General features: G+C 43.8%; 18 protein-coding genes. 16 read left to right on the top strand and 2 right to left on the bottom strand.

Annotated elements, in window-relative coordinates:
• Nucleotides 1-23 precede the first annotated feature (23 nt).
• From BC349_RS05505 to BC349_RS05470, 8 genes are all read left to right on the top strand, one after another.
• Nucleotides 24-464: a thioredoxin family protein gene (locus BC349_RS05505; protein WP_222840081.1), complete on the top strand. Its 441-nt coding sequence runs from the start codon at nucleotides 24-26 to the stop codon at nucleotides 462-464.
• Between the two features lie 5 nt (nucleotides 465-469).
• The gene (locus BC349_RS05500) at nucleotides 470-1,129 is read left to right on the top strand and encodes a formylmethanofuran dehydrogenase subunit E family protein (protein ID WP_187255714.1); all 660 of its coding nucleotides are present in this window, start codon (nucleotides 470-472) and stop codon (nucleotides 1,127-1,129) included.
• A 21-nt stretch (nucleotides 1,130-1,150) separates the two neighbouring features.
• Entirely contained in the window at nucleotides 1,151-1,474 is a 324-nt protein-coding gene (locus BC349_RS05495) for an ArsR/SmtB family transcription factor (RefSeq protein WP_187255713.1), read from the top strand.
• Nucleotides 1,475-1,528: 54 nt separating this feature from the next.
• Nucleotides 1,529-2,605, top strand: a complete 1,077-nt coding sequence (arsB, locus tag BC349_RS05490) for an ACR3 family arsenite efflux transporter (RefSeq protein WP_187255712.1) — start codon at nucleotides 1,529-1,531, stop codon at nucleotides 2,603-2,605.
• A 12-nt stretch (nucleotides 2,606-2,617) separates the two neighbouring features.
• Nucleotides 2,618-3,391, top strand: coding sequence for a metallophosphoesterase family protein (locus BC349_RS05485; RefSeq protein ID WP_187255711.1), 774 nt, complete (start codon nucleotides 2,618-2,620; stop codon nucleotides 3,389-3,391).
• A 132-nt stretch (nucleotides 3,392-3,523) separates the two neighbouring features.
• Complete coding sequence (locus BC349_RS05480; protein WP_187255710.1) at nucleotides 3,524-3,841, top strand: hypothetical protein; 318 nt, start codon at nucleotides 3,524-3,526, stop codon at nucleotides 3,839-3,841.
• An 11-nt stretch (nucleotides 3,842-3,852) separates the two neighbouring features.
• Nucleotides 3,853-4,233: a glycine cleavage system protein GcvH gene (gcvH, locus tag BC349_RS05475; RefSeq protein ID WP_187255709.1), complete on the top strand. Its 381-nt coding sequence runs from the start codon at nucleotides 3,853-3,855 to the stop codon at nucleotides 4,231-4,233.
• Between the two features lie 1,636 nt (nucleotides 4,234-5,869).
• Entirely contained in the window at nucleotides 5,870-6,295 is a 426-nt protein-coding gene (locus tag BC349_RS05470) for a DUF6943 family protein (RefSeq protein ID WP_187255708.1), read from the top strand.
• A 149-nt stretch (nucleotides 6,296-6,444) separates the two neighbouring features.
• On the opposite strand, the gene BC349_RS05465 is transcribed toward BC349_RS05470, so the two are convergent.
• On the bottom strand, nucleotides 6,445-7,251 hold the full coding sequence (locus BC349_RS05465; protein ID WP_187255707.1) for a hypothetical protein: 807 nt from the start codon (nucleotides 7,249-7,251) through the stop codon (nucleotides 6,445-6,447).
• Between the two features lie 91 nt (nucleotides 7,252-7,342).
• Here BC349_RS05465 and BC349_RS05460 point away from each other — a divergent pair, with 91 nt between their 5' ends.
• From BC349_RS05460 to BC349_RS05430, 7 genes are all read left to right on the top strand, one after another.
• Nucleotides 7,343-7,837 (top strand): thermonuclease family protein, encoded by a 495-nt coding sequence (locus tag BC349_RS05460; protein WP_187255706.1) that lies wholly within the window; start codon nucleotides 7,343-7,345, stop codon nucleotides 7,835-7,837.
• A 367-nt stretch (nucleotides 7,838-8,204) separates the two neighbouring features.
• A complete protein-coding gene (locus tag BC349_RS05455) occupies nucleotides 8,205-8,663 on the top strand; it encodes a mobile mystery protein A (RefSeq protein ID WP_187255705.1) in 459 nt (152 codons plus the stop codon).
• Complete coding sequence (locus tag BC349_RS05450) at nucleotides 8,654-9,250, top strand: mobile mystery protein B (RefSeq protein ID WP_187255704.1); 597 nt, start codon at nucleotides 8,654-8,656, stop codon at nucleotides 9,248-9,250. Before BC349_RS05455 ends, BC349_RS05450 begins: the two co-directional genes overlap by 10 nt.
• Before the next feature lie 396 nt (nucleotides 9,251-9,646).
• The gene (locus BC349_RS05445) at nucleotides 9,647-11,185 is read left to right on the top strand and encodes a Fic family protein (protein WP_187255703.1); all 1,539 of its coding nucleotides are present in this window, start codon (nucleotides 9,647-9,649) and stop codon (nucleotides 11,183-11,185) included.
• A 180-nt stretch (nucleotides 11,186-11,365) separates the two neighbouring features.
• Nucleotides 11,366-11,575, top strand: a complete 210-nt coding sequence (locus BC349_RS05440; protein WP_187255702.1) for a helix-turn-helix transcriptional regulator — start codon at nucleotides 11,366-11,368, stop codon at nucleotides 11,573-11,575.
• Between the two features lie 46 nt (nucleotides 11,576-11,621).
• A complete protein-coding gene (locus BC349_RS05435) occupies nucleotides 11,622-11,954 on the top strand; it encodes a HipA N-terminal domain-containing protein (RefSeq protein WP_187255701.1) in 333 nt (110 codons plus the stop codon).
• On the top strand, nucleotides 11,951-12,892 hold the full coding sequence (locus tag BC349_RS05430) for a HipA domain-containing protein (RefSeq protein WP_187255700.1): 942 nt from the start codon (nucleotides 11,951-11,953) through the stop codon (nucleotides 12,890-12,892). Before BC349_RS05435 ends, BC349_RS05430 begins: the two co-directional genes overlap by 4 nt.
• Nucleotides 12,893-12,975: 83 nt before the next feature.
• Here the strand turns inward: BC349_RS05430 and BC349_RS05425 are convergent, their stop codons facing one another.
• The gene (locus tag BC349_RS05425; RefSeq protein ID WP_187255699.1) at nucleotides 12,976-16,857 is read right to left on the bottom strand and encodes a glycosyl hydrolase; all 3,882 of its coding nucleotides are present in this window, start codon (nucleotides 16,855-16,857) and stop codon (nucleotides 12,976-12,978) included.
• A 254-nt stretch (nucleotides 16,858-17,111) separates the two neighbouring features.
• On the opposite strand from BC349_RS05425, the gene BC349_RS05420 reads away from it, so the two are divergent.
• Nucleotides 17,112-17,954 carry a glycoside hydrolase family 16 protein gene (locus BC349_RS05420; protein ID WP_187255698.1) on the top strand — a complete coding sequence of 281 codons (843 nt, stop codon included), beginning with the start codon at nucleotides 17,112-17,114 and terminating at the stop codon, nucleotides 17,952-17,954.
• Nucleotides 17,955-17,960 lie beyond the last annotated feature (6 nt).

Genomic DNA, 17,960 nt, shown 5'->3' with positions numbered 1-17,960 from the left:
AATAACCCCTTTAATACAACAGCATGAAAAATAATACTAACAGCACTTTCAAAAGAATCACTTACAGCATGTCAGGCGTTGTGCTGATCTTTATTCTACTCATTACCATTCATCCAGAAAGCATTTTTGCACAAAAGTATAACGCAGTTGCTACAGTTGCTGTTTTACAGGATACTTCAGATTACAAAGTAACTTTTATTGAATTGGGTTCTGTTAAATGTATTCCCTGCAAAGAAATGCAGCCGGTGATGAGGTCAATTGAAAGGAAATATGGCAACCAGGTGAAAGTTATTTTTCATGATGTGTGGACTGCAGCAGGCAAAGAAGCTGCCAAACAATTTGTTTTCGATGTAATTCCAACACAAATATTTTTAGATAAGTCTGGGAAAGAATATTTTAGGCACGAAGGGTTTTTTCCTGAAATGGAATTGATTAAAATATTAAAAATAAAAGGTGTCAAGTAAATTCAATGAAGCACATTTCAATAATACTTGGGTTACTGTTGGTACAAAACCTTTTTGCTCAAACCCATGAACTTAAAGTATTAGATACCGACTTTTCCAAAGGTAGATTAACACATCAGCAAACAATTACCCTGGATGATGCTGCTAAATTTCACGGTCATTTATGCGATGGTTTGGCAGTTGGCTTTTTAGGATTGAGAGAAGCGATGTATAAAATATATCCCGATAGTATAATTGACAGAACAAATACAAGAATCATCAGTAAGTCTTCCCCCTGCCTTACCGATGTAGCCATTTATTTAACAGGAGGTCGCTACCAGTTCAATAGCTTTTACGTTTCAGACAGCATCCCTTACATGTACCTTGTACAACGTATAGACAATGGAAAAACGGTTGGCGTAAACCTGAAGCACGGTATTAAACCTGCTATCATTGATAGCCTGGGCAATTTGGCCAATGCCGGTAAATTGGATGCTTGTGGATTAGACACCTTACAGCAAATGGAAAATCTCTTTTTGCAACAGATTTTGGTAGCTAACCCACAACAGTTCTTTTTAGTAAAGGATATTGGCATGTATGAATGGAGGCCCATCCTAAGCAATACCTTCCTCAAAACTGATATTATTAATAAAGGCGTGAAAAATTGTTTGCCCGTTAAAAATTAACATCGTAATATTGCGATACGTATGGGACTTACCAAGTCAGAAATATTTACAGCAAAGCAAAACAAGATAGCTACCATGCTAAAGGCATTGGCCCATCCTGCACGTATAGCCATTATTCAACAACTTACCAGGTCCGAACATTGTATTTGCAGTGATTTGGTAGAAGATTTGGGCTTGGCACAACCTACCATCTCTCAACACCTGAAAGAGTTGAAGAACATCGGTATTATAAAAGGTTGTGTGGAAGGGAAAAGCATCAGCTATTGCATTGATCAAAAAGTGTGGTTGCAGGTAAAGCAAGAGTTTGATGGGCTATTTGCCACGAAGGGAGAACCCATAGGGTAAATATTTTTTTGTTCTAACGTATCGTAATATTGCAATAACACAATCAATAATAGTATGTCAGCAAACAATTGTACTCCGGCACAGGAAAGAAAAAAGCTCAGTTTTTTAGACCGGTATCTTACCCTGTGGATATTCATGGCAATGGCAGCAGGTGTTGCTATTGGTTATTTCATTCCCTCGTCAGCCGATTTTATTAACTCCTTTTCCTCCGGTACTACAAATATTCCGTTGGCTATTGGCCTGATCCTGATGATGTACCCACCTTTCACAAAAGTGAAATACGAAAAATTGAAAGTTGTTTTTAAGAACACAAAAATTTTGGGTGTGTCTCTCTTACTGAACTGGATAATTGGTCCGATACTGATGTTTATTCTGGCCATCGTTTTTTTAAATGGCTACCCTGAATATATGGTGGGCTTAATTTTAATTGGTCTGGCTCGCTGTATTGCTATGGTGATTGTGTGGAATGAATTGGCAGAAGGTAGCAGAGAGTACGCAGCTGGTTTGGTAGCATTAAACAGTATATTCCAGGTGTTATTGTTCAGTGTATATGCCTATGTTTTTATTACTGTTCTTCCTCCATTGTTTGGCTTTACAGGTTCAGTTGTAAATATTACCATTGGTCAGATTGCTGAAAGTGTAGCCATTTATCTTGGTGTTCCTTTTGCCGCTGGCTTTCTTACAAGATTTGTTTTGTTGAAAATAAAAGGAGAGGAGTGGTATCAAAACCGTTTTATACCATTCGTGTCACCCATTACCTTAATTGCATTATTGTTCACCATTGTAGTAATGTTCAGCCTAAAAGGTGAGTTGATTGTACAGATTCCCCTTGATGTAGTGCGTATTGCAATTCCTTTGGTCATCTACTTTGCTATCATGTTTTTGGTCAGCTTTTTTATTGGCAAGAAAATGGGGGCTGATTATTCTACGAATGCCTCTATTGCTTTCACTGCTGCAGGCAACAATTTTGAATTAGCCATTGCAGTAGCCATTGGGGTATTTGGTATCAATAGCGGTCAGGCTTTCGCAGGTGTTATCGGACCATTGGTAGAAGTGCCTGCACTCATTGCATTGGTAAATGTGGCCTTTTGGCTCCGTAAAAAGTATTACACAAAATCAATAACCGCATAAAATTGAACGTATATGAAAATTGCATTATTCTCCGACATACATGCCAACCTCCCTGCATTGGAGGCATTCTTTGCCGACCTTGAAACCCGTAAGCCCGATGCAGTGTACTGTTTGGGCGATTTGGTAGGCTACAACATTTGGCCAAACGAAGTCATAAATGAAATCCGTAAAAGAGGTATTCCAACTATTGCTGGTAATTATGACCAGGGCATTGGTTTAATGAGTGATGAATGCGGATGTGCTTACAAAACCGAACCCGAAAAGGATATGGGAAAAATATCCATTTCTTATACCAATCATTTGGTGAAGCCCGAGGAACGTAAGTATCTGAGAACATTGCCTTCTCACATCAGAGTAGAGTACCAATTAAACAATGATAAGTTGATCCTTCTCCTGGTGCATGGCAGCCCAAGAAAAATAAATGAATACTTGTTTGAGGACAGGGACGAAAAAAGTTTACTCCGCATCATGGAGCAGGCAGATGCAGACATCATGTGTTTTGGTCATACCCACAAACCATATCATCGTACATTAAATTCAGGGGTAGATCGTCAAAATCATTTTCGTCATGCAATAAATATAGGCTCGGTTGGCAAACCCAAAGACGGCAACCCACAGGGTGGCTATGTAATGATTACTATTCATGACAACAGCAGCATAACAGACAAGGACAGTATTGACGTAGAGTTTATTCGCTTTGCCTATGATGTAGAAAAAGCAGCAAAGGCAGTTGAAGAAAGTCCCTTGCCAAATGAATATGCCGATATGCTTAGAAAAGCCTATTAGGGAAACATGCGGGTATCATTAGCTATATGCTGTTGTGCTTTCGCACTATTTGCATCCTGTACAAAAGATGCAACCAGAAAGCCATTCACATATATCAATGTCCGATTTGTAGAATATGATGAATATGTATTTATGGAAACGGTGGAAGGCAATTGGGATATTAATACTAAAGTGGCGAATCTAACAGGCGTAGGGTACCAAAACCAACGTTTTCTGCTTTATCTCCCAAATTTGAGAGATACTGGGTTTTATCCAAATCCAACAATTTCCAATTGTTCATATAATGACGGTATTGATTTCATGCCTTTTAAAATAACAGGCGGCTTTATCAGAATTGCACGGTTTGATTCAGTATCAGTAAGTGGCAATTTTCAAATATCAATGCAAGACGATTTTAATGGTGCAGTAATTCGCACTGTAGTCGGTGAGTTCGGTATAAATACACAGTAAATTAAAATACAATGATAATACCCGAGAATCTCAAATTTTCCAAAGAACATACCTGGTTACTGCTCAACGGCAACATGGGTACGGTAGGTATTACAGATTTTGCTCAAGGCGAATTGGGAGAAATTGTTTATACATATTTACCCAATATTGGCAAGTCATTTAGCCAGAATGAAGCATTTGGTTCTGTCGAAGCAATAAAAACGGTCAGTGATTTGTTTATGCCGGTTTCAGGTATCATTGTCGAAGTAAATGCTGCATTAAAAGATGAACCTACATTGGTAAATACTGACCCTTATAATGGAGGTTGGCTGATAAAGATTTCAATTACAAACCCTGAAGAAATCAGCAACTTGCTAACTGCAGCTGCTTATCAAAGTCTGACTGTTTCATAATTTCATGTTCATGTGGTCATTCGTATTTCGGTCGGGTTATACTCTTCATTCTTGTGCATAATGCAAGGGTGGTTTTGCTGCATTCTCTAATGCAGTAAAAAGCGGTGTTCGTTCCTCACGAAATGCTTTAGCATTCACGAATACCATTGAAAGGAAAATGAAAAGCGGCATGAGTAATTTAATGAACCCACCCGGCCAACGCACAAGCACGGCTAATGCAGTGGCTAACCCTCAATGCCAACCCTTCCACTGCATCTATGGTGTTGCCGCCATTTTTAACTGTCATACTTTTTGTGGCTATGCTCCCCACGCTTTTGGCACATTGCCTGTTCCGCTTCGCTACACAGCCAAAGAGCCAAGCCAACCCAAGCATAGCAACAAAAAGACGCTTCACTCCAACCACCACCACCGTTCCGCTTATGCCAGTATAAAAATTGGCGGAAGCATACTTAAACATAATGCGGTCTTATGTGTTCGCTTCGCACAGCCACCCCACGCTTATGCAAGCATCCCAACGCAGTGGCTGTCACATAAGTCGCCATTATGTTAAGTAGCCAACACCATAGCACTTTTTATCAAAAGTGTAGCCGTGCTTTTTGCCAACGCACCCCACCCGAAGAACCCCTACACCCCGCCACCCTTTCAGCGGTGCAGAATAAATAAAGCATGATTTGTTTTATGGCCATGTGCTTGCGGTCAGTTCATTCTCTTCGCCTCCATTTCGTTCAGGCGTTCCGTTCATTCCGCTTCTCTTCATTCACTACACTATCCTTCACTTCATTTCGTCTACGTTCATTTCACTCACCTCAGCACCGCACGGCAAAAGCAATTCCTTCTCTGCGTTTCGCAAAACAACCGCACTGGCTTTCCGTGTCATGGCATTTGCTTAACCCAAGCTGCAATGGCTTTTGTTTTTGGATAATTTACAAAAGCCCCCAATGCTTCTAAGCAAATTGCTCATGCCACTCCAAGCCGCCAACCCGGTTTGCTTCACTCCGTTGCGTCATTGCATTTGCCTTTGACCCACCGCACATTTTAAAGCTGTATGCTTTATTTTTTCTGCGACTTGTTTACCCCATTGCCGACCCACTAAAAGCCGTATCCTTCAAACCAAGTATCTACCTCCTGAATGGATCTGAGTAATACTTCATCCTCAATTGGAAATCCTTCAATCTGATTGGTGATTTTAATTAAATGACCTTCATTGATTTGGTCTTGCATAGTCCTTTTTAATTCCTCAAAAATGTGAGGTTGTCCGTTCTCCAATGGAGTTAGGATTGATTGTTTGTTGTAATTGTAAACCATAGATATAATGTTGTTTATTATAAATATGTCGGAATTGAGGAAAAATCACTTTTTATCAAAAAATATTTTGGAGGCCCACTTTTAAAAAATAAAAAAGGCAGCAAAGTTAGGGCGGCACACACAAGCCCACGCTGATAAAAAACCAAAAGACTACGGCATAAACACAAGGCCAACGCACAAGGCTATCATTTATTCCGTTTCCTTTTGGTTTTTTGCCCTTGCCGCCCTGTCAAGAGGCTTTCTTTTTTCTTTTTTTTTCCGGTTTTTTTTCTGTTTTCTTTTAAAAATGTGTGCGAAGCGTAGCGGAGCAAAATTTTAAATCCCTACGTGTATGCAGTCAGCAAAAATTCAAACGTACAGCCCCAAAAATGAAGTTCCGCAGCACTCATTTTTCATTCTCTGCAAAGGCTTAAATAGTGGTAAGCCTCTGGAGCAACCAACCGCCAACTGTTTTGTAATGTCATGCGAAAGCGAAGAAGAAATGAAGCGTTACTATTGGCTTTGTTTCGGTTTATGGCAGTCTAAAGCCTTTCACCCTCACTTGTGCGGCTCAGTCATTTCATTTTTACGCATCAATGATTTTAGAAAGATTTTTGCAGAGGCAGCAGCCCAGGCAATCGGCAACGAACCAAAGGAGCAAAAAATGGTTTCCGACCTTCAAAAGTTGCAGCAGCTTGAAAAGCTATACAAGCAAAACTTGCTTCTTATAGCTGATGCAAAAAGGGCAGTGTTTTACAAGTTCATGCGGAGGCGTTAATCGCTTCCGCCTGTTTCGCCTTTATCCCGACCATGAAGCAAGGATGAAGGCAAGATGATTCGCCTCTTAGCGTAAAATATTGGCAGCTATGCCAACAAAAAAGCCCCGGATGAACCGAGGCTTTTTCAATGGAGCAGATAATTCAATCCTTAGAAAATCTCCTGAATCTTCAACGCATTACCTGAGTTGAACAGGTAATAGTTGGAACCAACTTGCTGATAGAACTCGATTCCGATACACTGCAACACACTTGCATCAGCCGTAAGGGTTGGAGAACCCGGCAGGGTAGCAGTTACAACAGTTGACGTTGCAACTGGTGAGAACAAATCAATGTAGCCGGAATACTGAACGTCTGAAAGTTCATTATTGGCTGCGTCAATCGGTTCGTAAACTCCAGTAGTGTCATTGTACTCAAAATCCGATACACAAGCCAGAGCATGGATTAAGCGAAAATGAGTAGCACCAGCAGGAGCATTCACCAAGTTTGCAGGGTTGAAAGCTGGAACGGTTAAAGTACCGCTGTCACGACCTGGAGTGTGGGACAGAGTGAACGGAGCAACAAACACACCTTCCAAGCTCACGTTTTTGTCAAACGCAAATCCGTTCAGGTACTGGCTTTGCTGCGAAATCAGAATTGCACGGTAACCCCTTGCTTCAGTCTGATCTTCCAGATTGATTTTTTTCATTATCGCAGTGAGGCGACCTGTCATTTGAGGGTCACTCATTTGCTTAATGATTTGAGAGAGAGCAACCCGAACAGATTTACCGGCTGTTGCACAGCCTCCGAACTCGTTCATGTTTTCACGAGTACGTTCAAATTCGGGAGCAGTTAAGATTTGGTCACCATTGGGACCGCCTACAAGTCCTGCAAAGTCGCCTTGCAGTCCTTTGATTTTGAAATGTCGTACACCGCCCATTGTGCCGGAGTAACGAACGAGACCAGTTTGTCTTGCCATTTTGCTATTTTTTTAAGAGTTTGAAAATTCAAATATCTTTAGCAAATTTACATTCTATTACATTGATTTACAGCTGTTTACGCAGTGCAAAATGGTGCAATTCAAAGCATACGGACAAGCAATAATCAAAACACACCTCAAAATCACTAAAGTGGTTGATGGGGATGGCTTGTTTGTAGTGAACCCTTTCAACAAACAGGAAGAAGAAATTCGTTTCCTGGGCATTGATGCACCTGAAATAAGAAGGTCTAAAAAGCTGCAACAGGATGAAAGAGAAACACACTTACCCGGCCAGCTTCTCTTATTGTTGGGTAAGAAGTCAAAAGATTTTCTGAACTCAATTGCACCAGTTGGAACGTCTGTTACTATCCAACTTGAGAAGCCTCATAGCATTGATTCTTTTGGCCGTACACTGGCTTATGTGTTTCTTCCTGATGGTACTTGCTTAAATGAATTGATGATTAAGGAGGGCTTTGCAAAGCCTTACAGCAGGTATTATTGTGAAGCGTTAGCAGATTTTCAGCAAATCAATATATTTGCGAAGTCGAATCAAAAAGGACTGTACCAAACAGTCAACGACTTTTAATCAGAAGCACTATTTTGTTACCAGTTTTCCCTTGTTTCACTCAACTTTGTTGCCTATTTGTTGCCCAATCGGCCGAAAGCCTTGATACACAAGGGTACTATACTTTTTGTATCGGAAAGTGACTTGCACAAATCTGCCACCGTTGAGACTTTTGAAAATCTGAAAGCAGGAACTATAAAAAAGTGTAGCCAAAAAACACTGTTTATATTGCAAATCAATTACTTATAGTCCAATAACTACGACTCTTGTCTAGTCGTAGCTTTACTCCAATCGCTATAAAGTAAAGTTATAGCTTAACTAAATACTTATATAAGTAAAGTATTAGCTTTACATTTGTCCTGTCAAAGTCAATCTATAACTTTACTTTATGGGCAAGAAATCACTTCAACTTCAACAGCTCAACAGCAAAATGCTGGGCTTTGCCACACTCAAACAGGTGGCCATTCCACCCATCGGATGGATAAAAGCCATCCGCACCGCCATTGGCATGTCTATGCAGCAACTGGGCAATAAGTTGAATGTTTCCAGGCAGGGGGTGCTTGATATAGAAAAGCGGGAAAAAGACGGGTCCATTACCATCAAATCCCTCAGGGAAATTGCCCGTGCTATGGATATGCAATTGGTGTATGGCTTTGTACCCAATGACGGATCACTCGATGCCCTTATTGAAAAACGGGCAACCGAACTGGCTACGCAAATTGTGATGCGCACCGCCAATACCATGAAACTCGAAGACCAGGCCAATTCCAAAAAGCGGATTGAAACGGCCATAAAGGAAAGGGCAGCAGCCATTAAATACGAAATGCCTAAAATCTTATGGGATTAGATGTAGGTTACATAGATGGACAAACTCCCATAGATGAAGAAGAGAAAGTTGGGCTGCTCATTTCTACCATCGCCACCCGTGGCGAGTTAGATGAATTTGAGCAGCAAAACATTGAACAGGCCGTGCAGTGGACACTAGGCCGTTCCTTCAAGCCGGATACCGTTTTCACCGAAGAGTTTATCCGAACGGTACATAAACGGATGTATGGCGATGTATGGGCATGGGCAGGTGAGTTTCGCAAAACCAACAAGAACATTGGCATAGACAAATGGCAAATACCCACCGAGCTTAGGTACCTGCTGGATGATACCCGGTTTTGGCACGAAAACAATACCTACCCGCCTGATGAAATTGCCGTGCGGTTCAAGCACCGCATTGTGAGCATTCATTGCTTTCCCAATGGCAACGGCAGGCATAGCCGCCTGATGGCCGATATCATCATTGAGAAAATTTACAAGCTGCCGGTATTCACCTGGGGTGCTGCCAATCTCTCCTGCGAAGGGGATTCCCGTGCAGCATACCTCCGGGCCGTGAAAGCTGCCGACAAAGGCGATTACAGTTTGCTCCTGGCCTTTGCCCGTTCCTGATACATCCTTTCATCACAGCCCACCAGGCTACACCGGAGGCTTTTATGTCTTTTCCATCCTCCCCTTTGGAGGAGTGTCTTAAGCCCATAATAAACTGGACAGGGCAGGAGTGGTGGTAACCAAGCTGGTAACGTAGTCGGCTCTTCCAAAATAGATTGGGTTTAATAAAGATTAGTAGTTGATAACCAGAGTTTTATGGTTATTGCTACCTGGGCTGGGGATATGGGTGAAGAAATCATTGCCCAAAGCCTGGATATGCGATTAACTAAGCTTCTTTCACCATTACAGGCTTAGATTGCATAATAGAAATTCATGAGTATGTGTAAAATGTAATTGTTTTTCAGTATTCGTAAATGTTTTTCATATATTTGAGATAATTAATATTCAGGTAAATAGATGGATCGTAATCGAATTTCACAAATTATAACCGTTTTTCAGGAGAGAACTGCGCCTGAAGAAGGGTATTTGGTGGGTTATGGCGCATTATACCTCGCTTTTGATTTACAAGTTCCGCTACCGGATATCCTGGCATTGATAAGCCTGAAACACAAACAATATACAACGGAAGAATGGCGCGTGTTTACGCCCAGGTATATGCCCGAAGATTCATTCATGGGGCACCTGACTTTTGCTTTAAAGTATGAAGGAATCAACCTCGGCCTGCTGAAAAAAGTCTTTGGGAAAAAGACCCCGGAGGATATGATTCAAATGATCACTGAAGAACCTACCGGTCAATACAGCCGGAGAATATGGTTTTTGTATGAATGGCTGATGGGGGTACAACTGGATGTGCCAGACCTGACTACAGGAAATTATGTGGATCTGGTTGATGAAACTATTCAATTCGCTTCCCATGCAACTGAAATCTCCAAAAGGCATCGGATAAGGAATAACCTTCCGGGTGTAAAGGATTTTTGCCCTATGGTTATGAAATCACCTTTGATGAAAGCGTATCTGGACCGCGATTTATCCCAACAAATAAAGAAGATTATAGGTAAGATCCATCCTGATGTGATGGCAAGGACAGCCGCTTTTTTATTATTAAAGGATTCTAAAGCATCCTACGCTATCGAGGGTGAAAGACCACCCCAAAACAGGGCACAACGCTGGGGGAGGGCAATTGGTCAGGCTGGCCAAAAGCAAATTTCCAGGGAGGAGTTGATAAGACTGCAACAAATGGTGATAGATAATCCAAGGTTTACTAAAATGGGATTTCGTGAGCAGGAAGGCTTTGTCGGGGAGCATGACAGGCGCAATGGAACACCCATCCCGGATCATATTGCTGCCAGATGGAAAGATCTGACATCCCTTATGGATGGACTGATCGCTACCAATCAAAAAATGGAAAACGATAAATCCTTTGATGCGGTATTGGCTGCAGCTATGATTGCATTCGGCTTTGTTTTCATCCATCCTTTTGTGGACGGCAACGGCAGAATTCACCGCTACCTGATTCATCATGTATTATTAAGGAAGGAGTATGTTTCCAAAGGAATAATTTTTCCTGTTTCTGCTATTATCCTTGAGCGACTCGAGGAATACCGCAGGGTATTGGAAAGCTTTTCAACACCAAGGCTTGATTTGATTGAATGGAAAGCAGCAGAAAACAATAATGTTGAAGTGCTGAATGATACAATTGATTTATACCGGTATTTCGATGCCACGAAACAAGTTGAGTTTTTGTATGGTTGTGTTCAACAAACGATCGAAAAAACCATTCCCGAAGAAGTAGCTTATCTGGAAAAATATGATCTGATGAAAGATTACCTGGATAATCTTTTCGAAATGCCAGACAACATGGTGGCGCTACTTGTACGTTTCCTGGAGCAGGGAAAAGGAATGTTATCAAACAGGGCAAAAGCCAGGGAATTTAAGGAATTGACAGAGGAGGAGGTGGCAGCAATTGAAAACAAATACCAGGAAATATTCCAGTAATGGTGGCCAGGCATTTGTAATAATCTGTAATCTGAAACGTACCCGAACGGGGTTATAATAATTTATTTTCGGTAACAATGTACCCGAAAGGGTATATTCTAAATGGCTGGAAGAAAAAATACACCCGAAAGGGTGTAAAATTGAAAGTTTAAATTAATTTCACACCTAAAAGGGTATAAAATGAGCCTTGCAGACTTTGTAAAAGAGAAACGCAAAACGGTGAAACTCACCCAGCCGGAACTGGCCGAAAAGGCAGGAGTGGGTTTGCGATTCATTCGGGAACTGGAGCAGGGCAAGCAAAGTTTGCGGTTAGACAAAGTGAACCAGGTGTTGCAACTCTTCGGCTACGAAGTAGGGGCCATACCAGGGAAACGCAGCCCGGATTCCTGATTCCAGATTCACTGGTCCCCGATTTTAAAACTCCTGATTCAATATAGTGCGCAAAGCTGCCATTAAAATAGAAGACCAATTAGCCGGATGGCTTACACAGGATGAGCAGGGTTACCATTTTGTTTACGACAAAGCGTATGCAGCCCTGCCCAATGCCCGTCCGGTTAGTCTCACCCTGCCGGTACGGGAAACTCCCTTTATATCAAATGTATTGTTTCCGTTTTTTGATGGCCTGATACCCGAAGGGTGGTTGCTGGATATAGCCGAAAAAAACTGGAAACTGAATCCCAGAGACCGGTTCGGCTTATTGCTGGCCTGTTGTAAAGATTGTATAGGCGCAGTGAGTGTAGAAGAAATAAAAGAGGAGGAAAAGCCATGAGTAACTGTTTATTTTGTTATCAGCCATTGATCAATAATGAGCAGGATTTTCATGCATCCTGCTCAAAGAAAATATTTGGTCAGCCAACCCCTCCTGTGTTGCCTTACTCAGAAGAAGACCTGGAGCCACTCGCCAATAAAGTGATACAAAGCCAGACTGCTGTTACTGGTGTGCAGGCCAAACTATCATTGCACATAACAGGTAGTAATAAAGAAGGTAAAGAAAGAAGATTCACTATTGTGGGCTTATGGGGTGGCTATATTTTAAAACCGCCTACAGACTTATATCCGCAGTTGCCGGAGGTGGAAGATCTTACCATGCATCTGGCGCAATTGGCTAAAATAAAAACAGCGCCACATAGTTTGATACGCCTGAAGTCCGGTAATCTGGCCTATATAACCAAACGGATTGACCGAACGAAAAAGGGAAAGCTTTCCATGGAAGACATGTGCCAACTGACTGAACGGCTTACCGAAGACAAGTACCAAGGCAGCTACGAACAGATTGGTAAAGCCATTCAGAAATATTCCGCTACTCCGGGTCTGGATGTGGTGAACTTTTTTGAGATGGTACTCTTCTCTTTCCTGACCGGCAATGCCGATATGCATTTGAAGAATTTCTCCTTGTTGGAGCAACCAACTCTTGGAATGACACTGTCGCCAGCCTATGATTTGGTTAATACAGCCCTGGTAAATCCTGCCGATGAAGAAGAACTGGCGTTGAACCTGAACGGAAGAAAAAGGAAGATAAAAAAACTGGATTTTATTGCTGCCTTGAACACCCTGAAGGTGGAAGAAAAGCAACAGCAAAACATTTTTAAAAAGATGGCAAACGCAATGCCCAAATGGATAGAGCAGATAGACCTCAGTTTTATGACCGAAGACTTTAAAGAAAAGTATAAAGCAATCATCCATGAAAGGATGAACCGGATTCAATAACTCATGATTCAAACGGGCTTTGACAAAAACATAAAACCCCGGGGAAACCCGGGGTTTTACCTCTAACCCAACTTACCGTCGCTTTACTGAACGATCAGTTTCTTGCTGCTGCGGCTGGAGCCCTGCATCAGGGTGACGAAGAACAAGCCTTTACCCAGCCTTTTATCCAGGGTTACCTGGCGACTGCTGCCCTGGCCGAGGTTTTGTGCATATACCACCCGGCCAGTAGCGTCCGTAATCTGAATAAACACCTGACTGCGGCCATACTTTATGGCAGGTAATGACAGTGTTACCGGAGCGCCGGACATTACCGGGTTCGGATATATTTCAAATCCCTGCAATCCATTGTCGGCCAACTGGCTGTTCATAGCCACCGCTGTTTCCTCCTGCGGGGTGACCATGGCACTCGCCATCGGCTCGGCTTCCCTCAGCACGATCTTATCGATAAAGGGCACATCCGTACCCACAGGCCTGAATTCTATCACATTATTGCCCTGCAGGAAATTCACTTCAACGGTTTTGACCCTGGTCGTTCCACCTTCATAACACCAGTTGCCGGTAGCCGCGAAGGTTTGCACAGGAAGTTCCTGGCCATTGACGGAAAAGCTCATGTTCCTGTCCACCTTGGAGATATAATGCACATCCACCAGGTAACCTTTACCCTCAGGAGCCAGGAGGTTGTTATAACGGAGACCATTACCCGCATTGGAACCCATATTCACCAGGGCACCATTGGAAGCGGTGGCACAGTTTACCAGGCTGTTGGTGCCAAGGAACTCTGCTGTTTCAGCTTCCAGCGACAACCCATTGAGGGTCGCCTTTTCCAGTTTGATCTTGTCAATGAAGGGCGCATCACCACTGAAGGGTGTGATATCAATGGTATTGATGCCGCGCTTCAACACCACATCCACTTCATATATGGCCGGCCTGCCCGCATTAAAACACCAGGCCCCGGATACCGGCGGATTCTGCCTGCCGAGTATCGTACCATTGACGATCACCCTGAAACTCCTCAGCGCCGCACTCATATAGGAAACCTTCAGTTTATAAGGGCCTGCTTCTTCCGCTACGATCTCGCTGAACCGAACTCCATTCGTGTTCAGATTGAACATATTCACCTGTTTGCCATTGGATGAAGTGGCACAGTTCACGATCGTGGCTGCACCCAGTATGGTGGCATGCTCCGCTTCGAATTCCAGGTTCTTGGTGATCAGCAGCACATTGGGATCCACCGTTTCCGGCAGCTTGCCTTTGCTGGCCACTGCCAGGCGATCCACATTTATATGTCCGCTTGCTATGGCAATTTTCACCTGGTGTTGCCCCACCGCCAGGAAATGGGTAAAACTCCTGTCTTCCGCACCATAACTGTAATGGAATTTTTTCCAATACCATTCGTATATGTTGTTGCCGAGGTTATTCCACTTTTGGAAGGGCTCATCATCCACCGATATCCACAAACTGGTGGCCGATGGATGGAAGGCCTGGATCTTCGCCCAGATCTCGTATTCATCGGATTTGTCCACATTGATATTAAAGGTCAGCACCTTGTCGCCCCCTTCTGGTATTTCCGCAGATACCGCATTTTCCTCGCTGGCAGCGTAAGCGCCGCCAATGGCATTCAGGCTGGTTTCCGTTGTCCAGGAGATTCCCCTGGTGGCTGATTCGGCCTCCTGGAATCCTATGTAGTCGGTGGCTTCCAATCCCCATTTGAGCGTAGAGGGAATACAATACCCGGACTCTTTTACAAACTGGTCCAGGTTTTCCGGGCCACTGGTGATGGCCACCTGGTCGAGCAGGATATTGGCATTCGGGAATTCGATCGTCAACCGGTGTTTTCCATCCCCCAGGTCATAAAACCTGGGCACCTGGAACCATACAAAACTGCTGCTGGCGAATGGTGTGATCTGTTCCATCTCCCTTCCGTCTATCCTGATCCGGATGCTGCCGGTACCCACTGAAGCTGCGCGTATCCATGCCCGGTAGGTTCCCGCCCCGGCTAATTCAAATTCAAAATGTACCTGCCTGGCGAGTGCCGTGGCGCCGGAAAGGTTGGTATTTCCCTGTATGTACAATCCGTTGGAAGCGGCTGCCTGCTCCAGTATGTCCCACTGGTTGCCGATATATTTCCCACACTCTGCTTCATATACCAGGGTATTGGTTGGCCTGGAGACAAATGGCTGGTCCAATCCCCCCAGGTTATTGGCACATTCCAGGGTCGCTTCCGGAATCGAAGCAGTGGACACATGATTTTTATACAATTCGCCGATATTGGTCAGAGCGCCGTTTGCATCTAAATAATTGGCCGTTTCCACCCGGTTCTGCGCATACTGCGGATTGGGCTGGAAATAGGCATAACGCTCCACATAGTCCAGGCTTTCGAGATAGGGCAATGCCAACTGCAGGAATGCCGCCTGGATGGCGTTGCCCCGGTTGGGGTTCGCATTGAATTCGGTGATCCAGATGGGCAGTTTATAAATGCGGTGAACGTTTTCCAGGTAGGCTTTGAAACGGTTGAAGATCTGCTGCGGATCAGCATTTGGGCTGTTGGCCGGGTTGCTGCCCCAGTCGTACCAATGCACGGCTACAAAGTCAAAGCGCACATCTTTTTCTTTCGCCAGCCGGGAGAATTCCTGCAGCCATCCGGTTGGACCGTTTTCACGGGGTGCGGGTGTGCCGAGGCGAAGGCCCAGTGACATCAGGTTCTCATAATAGGCCACTGCCACTGCAGGCTGGCATAAATTATTGAACTTGCCCGACTGATCCTCACAGTTATCCGATTCATTGAAGCCCAGCACATGGGTGGTCTTTTTCTTCTGCATCATTTGATTAAGCGCAGATGGCAAAGCCCCGCTGGCCCCCCAGGCCATGGGTACATATTCGTAATTGGGTTGTGGGTTATTGGTGAAGTTCCAGTTGTAAAACCAACCGGCATCCAGTTGATTGTAAAACCCACCGGTTCCTTTTTTGGTTACCCAGTTCCAGGGTACCACCCTGATAAAACTGATATTGCCCTGCAGGGCCGGATCCATTGCATCCACTTCAAGGTCTGCCTCGGATGCTATATATACTTTGCTCTTGCCGGTACCATTGTTGTTGATGGCAAAAGTGGCCATGTACCCCCTTTTCAAAATAAAGGAACTGGTGGCATTGTCCATGCCTTCGGGTATGGAAGCACCGGTATAGATAATATCTTCCCGCAGTTCGGCTAAGGATCCCTGTTGTGCCGCGGCACTAAATATCTTCATGGCTGAAAACGAAGGGGAGATGGGCCTGATGACCGCTCCTTTTTGATAGTATTGATTGACGCGGAAATTATTGTCCAATACCCCGCTTACATGATTGATGAGGATATTGCCCAGCTTCGATGCCAATTCATCCGGGTTGTCCTGGTGCAGGTACACCCATGAAGCAGCATCCAGGAAATTCAGTGAAACCTGGCTGGTGAGATCCCCTTGCCGCAAGTGTACAGTGCTTTCATCGTACATAGTCACCACTCCCTGCGTGACTGTACCCTGGGTTACATTCAGTTGCGAATGGATCAGGGTAATACCTTTTTGCGCACAGTCAAACCGGATGGCGCCATTGGCGGTTAGGCTGGCTGATTCGACCCATAAATTATAACGGATCGGTGCACCAGGTTCAAGGGTGCCAGCCTTTGGATGGCGGTCTTTCTCCAGGTCCGGTTGATTGGGACAAATAACATACAGGTAGGAATTGGAGCCTGGCAGACAGGTTGGTTTTACCGGTTCACCATTAATGTTGGGACCCGATGGTTTTTCCACGGTGATCCGCCAGTTTTTTTCATTGAAGAAATCATTGTTCTGTTCCCCCGTCCAGTATAAATACCGGCCGGTGGTATCACAGGGATTTTCAGTGTCCTCCTGCGCATAGGCAGAAGTTCCCAGCGCACAGCACAAGACCAGTTGTAAAAAATGCACCCATTTTGCAGTTGTAGAGTTGTACATGGCAAGTAAGTTTTGATTTATTGTCCTTTTCAAAACTATTTTTTTGCTATTATTATGATGGGGACTATCAAATCATTAATGGGGTTGATTTGTCTTATCTGCACAATATCTTCTATGAAATGAAATGCCGAAGCGTTATATGCGGATAATGTTGTTTAAATATTTGACACATTTATCCCTCTTTCCTGAACAGGCAGTATCCGCGCCCGGGTTCTTGCCATCCTATATTTATGAGAATGATAAATGTCCATTTTATGCGAGCTGTCTTTTTTCTGATGTTACATGTGGGTTTGGTTGCCTGTAATAAATCAGCTGAAATTTCTGCGCAACCAGGCCAGGCTAATTATAAACTGGTATGGTCCGATGAGTTTAATACAGATGGTGCCCCTGATCCCTCAAAATGGAAATTCGAATCGGGATTTGTAAGAAATGAAGAAGCGCAATGGTATCAAAGTGAAAATGCGATCTGTGAAAGCGGCTTTCTGGTAATAACCGGCAAAAAGGAAAGAAAACCAAATCCAACCTATGTTTCCGGAAGCACCAACTGGAAAACAAAAAGAGAGTATATCGATTATACTTCCGCCAGTGTGGTCATGCAAAAACAGCATGCCTTTCAATATGGAAAGCTGGAAGTGCGCGCTAAAATTGATGCCCAAACCGGTTTGTGGCCCGCTATCTGGACACTCGGTACTTCCGGCGAATGGCCTTCCAATGGCGAAGTGGATGTAATGGAATATTACGATGATAAAATACTGGCAAATTATGCCTACGGAAGTGCAACCCCCTGGAAAGCCATATGGGACGGTGCTTCTAAGTCAGTGGCATCACTGGGAGGTGCATTATGGGCGAATCAGTTTCATGTGTGGACCCTGGAATGGGATGAAAGTTTCATGCACATTCTTGTAGATGGGCAACTGCTTAATTCAATTGATCTTAGCCAGACTTTTAATAAAAGCGATGGGAAGAACCCATTTCGCCAGCCCCATTACCTGTTGTTGAATCTGGCCATGGGTGGCATAAATGGCGGCAGCCTGGCGAATACCGTTCTGCCTTCTACCTATATGATTGATTATGTCAGGGTTTACCAGAAATTGTAATTATTC

This window comes from Flavihumibacter stibioxidans, from assembly GCF_014332695.1.
Lineage (GTDB): Bacteria > Bacteroidota > Bacteroidia > Chitinophagales > Chitinophagaceae > Flavihumibacter > Flavihumibacter stibioxidans.
Note: the sequence above shows the minus strand (reverse complement) of the source record. Positions and strands in the feature narration are given on the sequence as shown.

Bases quoted from the DNA above. Each gene is read 5' to 3' on its own strand.
- BC349_RS05505 (WP_222840081.1), top strand. From the start codon at position 24: ATGAAAAATAATACTAACAGCACTTTCAAAAGAATCACTTACAGCATG.
- gcvH (WP_187255709.1), top strand. From the start codon at position 3,853: ATGATAATACCCGAGAATCTCAAATTTTCCAAAGAACATACCTGGTTA.
- BC349_RS05420 (WP_187255698.1), top strand. From the start codon at position 17,112: ATGCGAGCTGTCTTTTTTCTGATGTTACATGTGGGTTTGGTTGCCTGT.
- BC349_RS05450 (WP_187255704.1), top strand. From the start codon at position 8,654: ATGGGATTAGATGTAGGTTACATAGATGGACAAACTCCCATAGATGAA.
- BC349_RS05480 (WP_187255710.1), top strand. From the start codon at position 3,524: ATGGAAACGGTGGAAGGCAATTGGGATATTAATACTAAAGTGGCGAAT.
- BC349_RS05425 (WP_187255699.1), bottom strand. From the start codon at position 16,857: ATGTACAACTCTACAACTGCAAAATGGGTGCATTTTTTACAACTGGTC.
- BC349_RS05440 (WP_187255702.1), top strand. From the start codon at position 11,366: ATGAGCCTTGCAGACTTTGTAAAAGAGAAACGCAAAACGGTGAAACTC.
- BC349_RS05485 (WP_187255711.1), top strand. From the start codon at position 2,618: ATGAAAATTGCATTATTCTCCGACATACATGCCAACCTCCCTGCATTG.
- BC349_RS05455 (WP_187255705.1), top strand. From the start codon at position 8,205: ATGGGCAAGAAATCACTTCAACTTCAACAGCTCAACAGCAAAATGCTG.
- BC349_RS05465 (WP_187255707.1), bottom strand. From the start codon at position 7,251: ATGGCAAGACAAACTGGTCTCGTTCGTTACTCCGGCACAATGGGCGGT.
- BC349_RS05430 (WP_187255700.1), top strand. From the start codon at position 11,951: ATGAGTAACTGTTTATTTTGTTATCAGCCATTGATCAATAATGAGCAG.
- BC349_RS05500 (WP_187255714.1), top strand. From the start codon at position 470: ATGAAGCACATTTCAATAATACTTGGGTTACTGTTGGTACAAAACCTT.
- BC349_RS05460 (WP_187255706.1), top strand. From the start codon at position 7,343: ATGGTGCAATTCAAAGCATACGGACAAGCAATAATCAAAACACACCTC.
- arsB (WP_187255712.1), top strand. From the start codon at position 1,529: ATGTCAGCAAACAATTGTACTCCGGCACAGGAAAGAAAAAAGCTCAGT.
- BC349_RS05495 (WP_187255713.1), top strand. From the start codon at position 1,151: ATGGGACTTACCAAGTCAGAAATATTTACAGCAAAGCAAAACAAGATA.
- BC349_RS05445 (WP_187255703.1), top strand. From the start codon at position 9,647: ATGGATCGTAATCGAATTTCACAAATTATAACCGTTTTTCAGGAGAGA.
- BC349_RS05470 (WP_187255708.1), top strand. From the start codon at position 5,870: ATGCAGTCAGCAAAAATTCAAACGTACAGCCCCAAAAATGAAGTTCCG.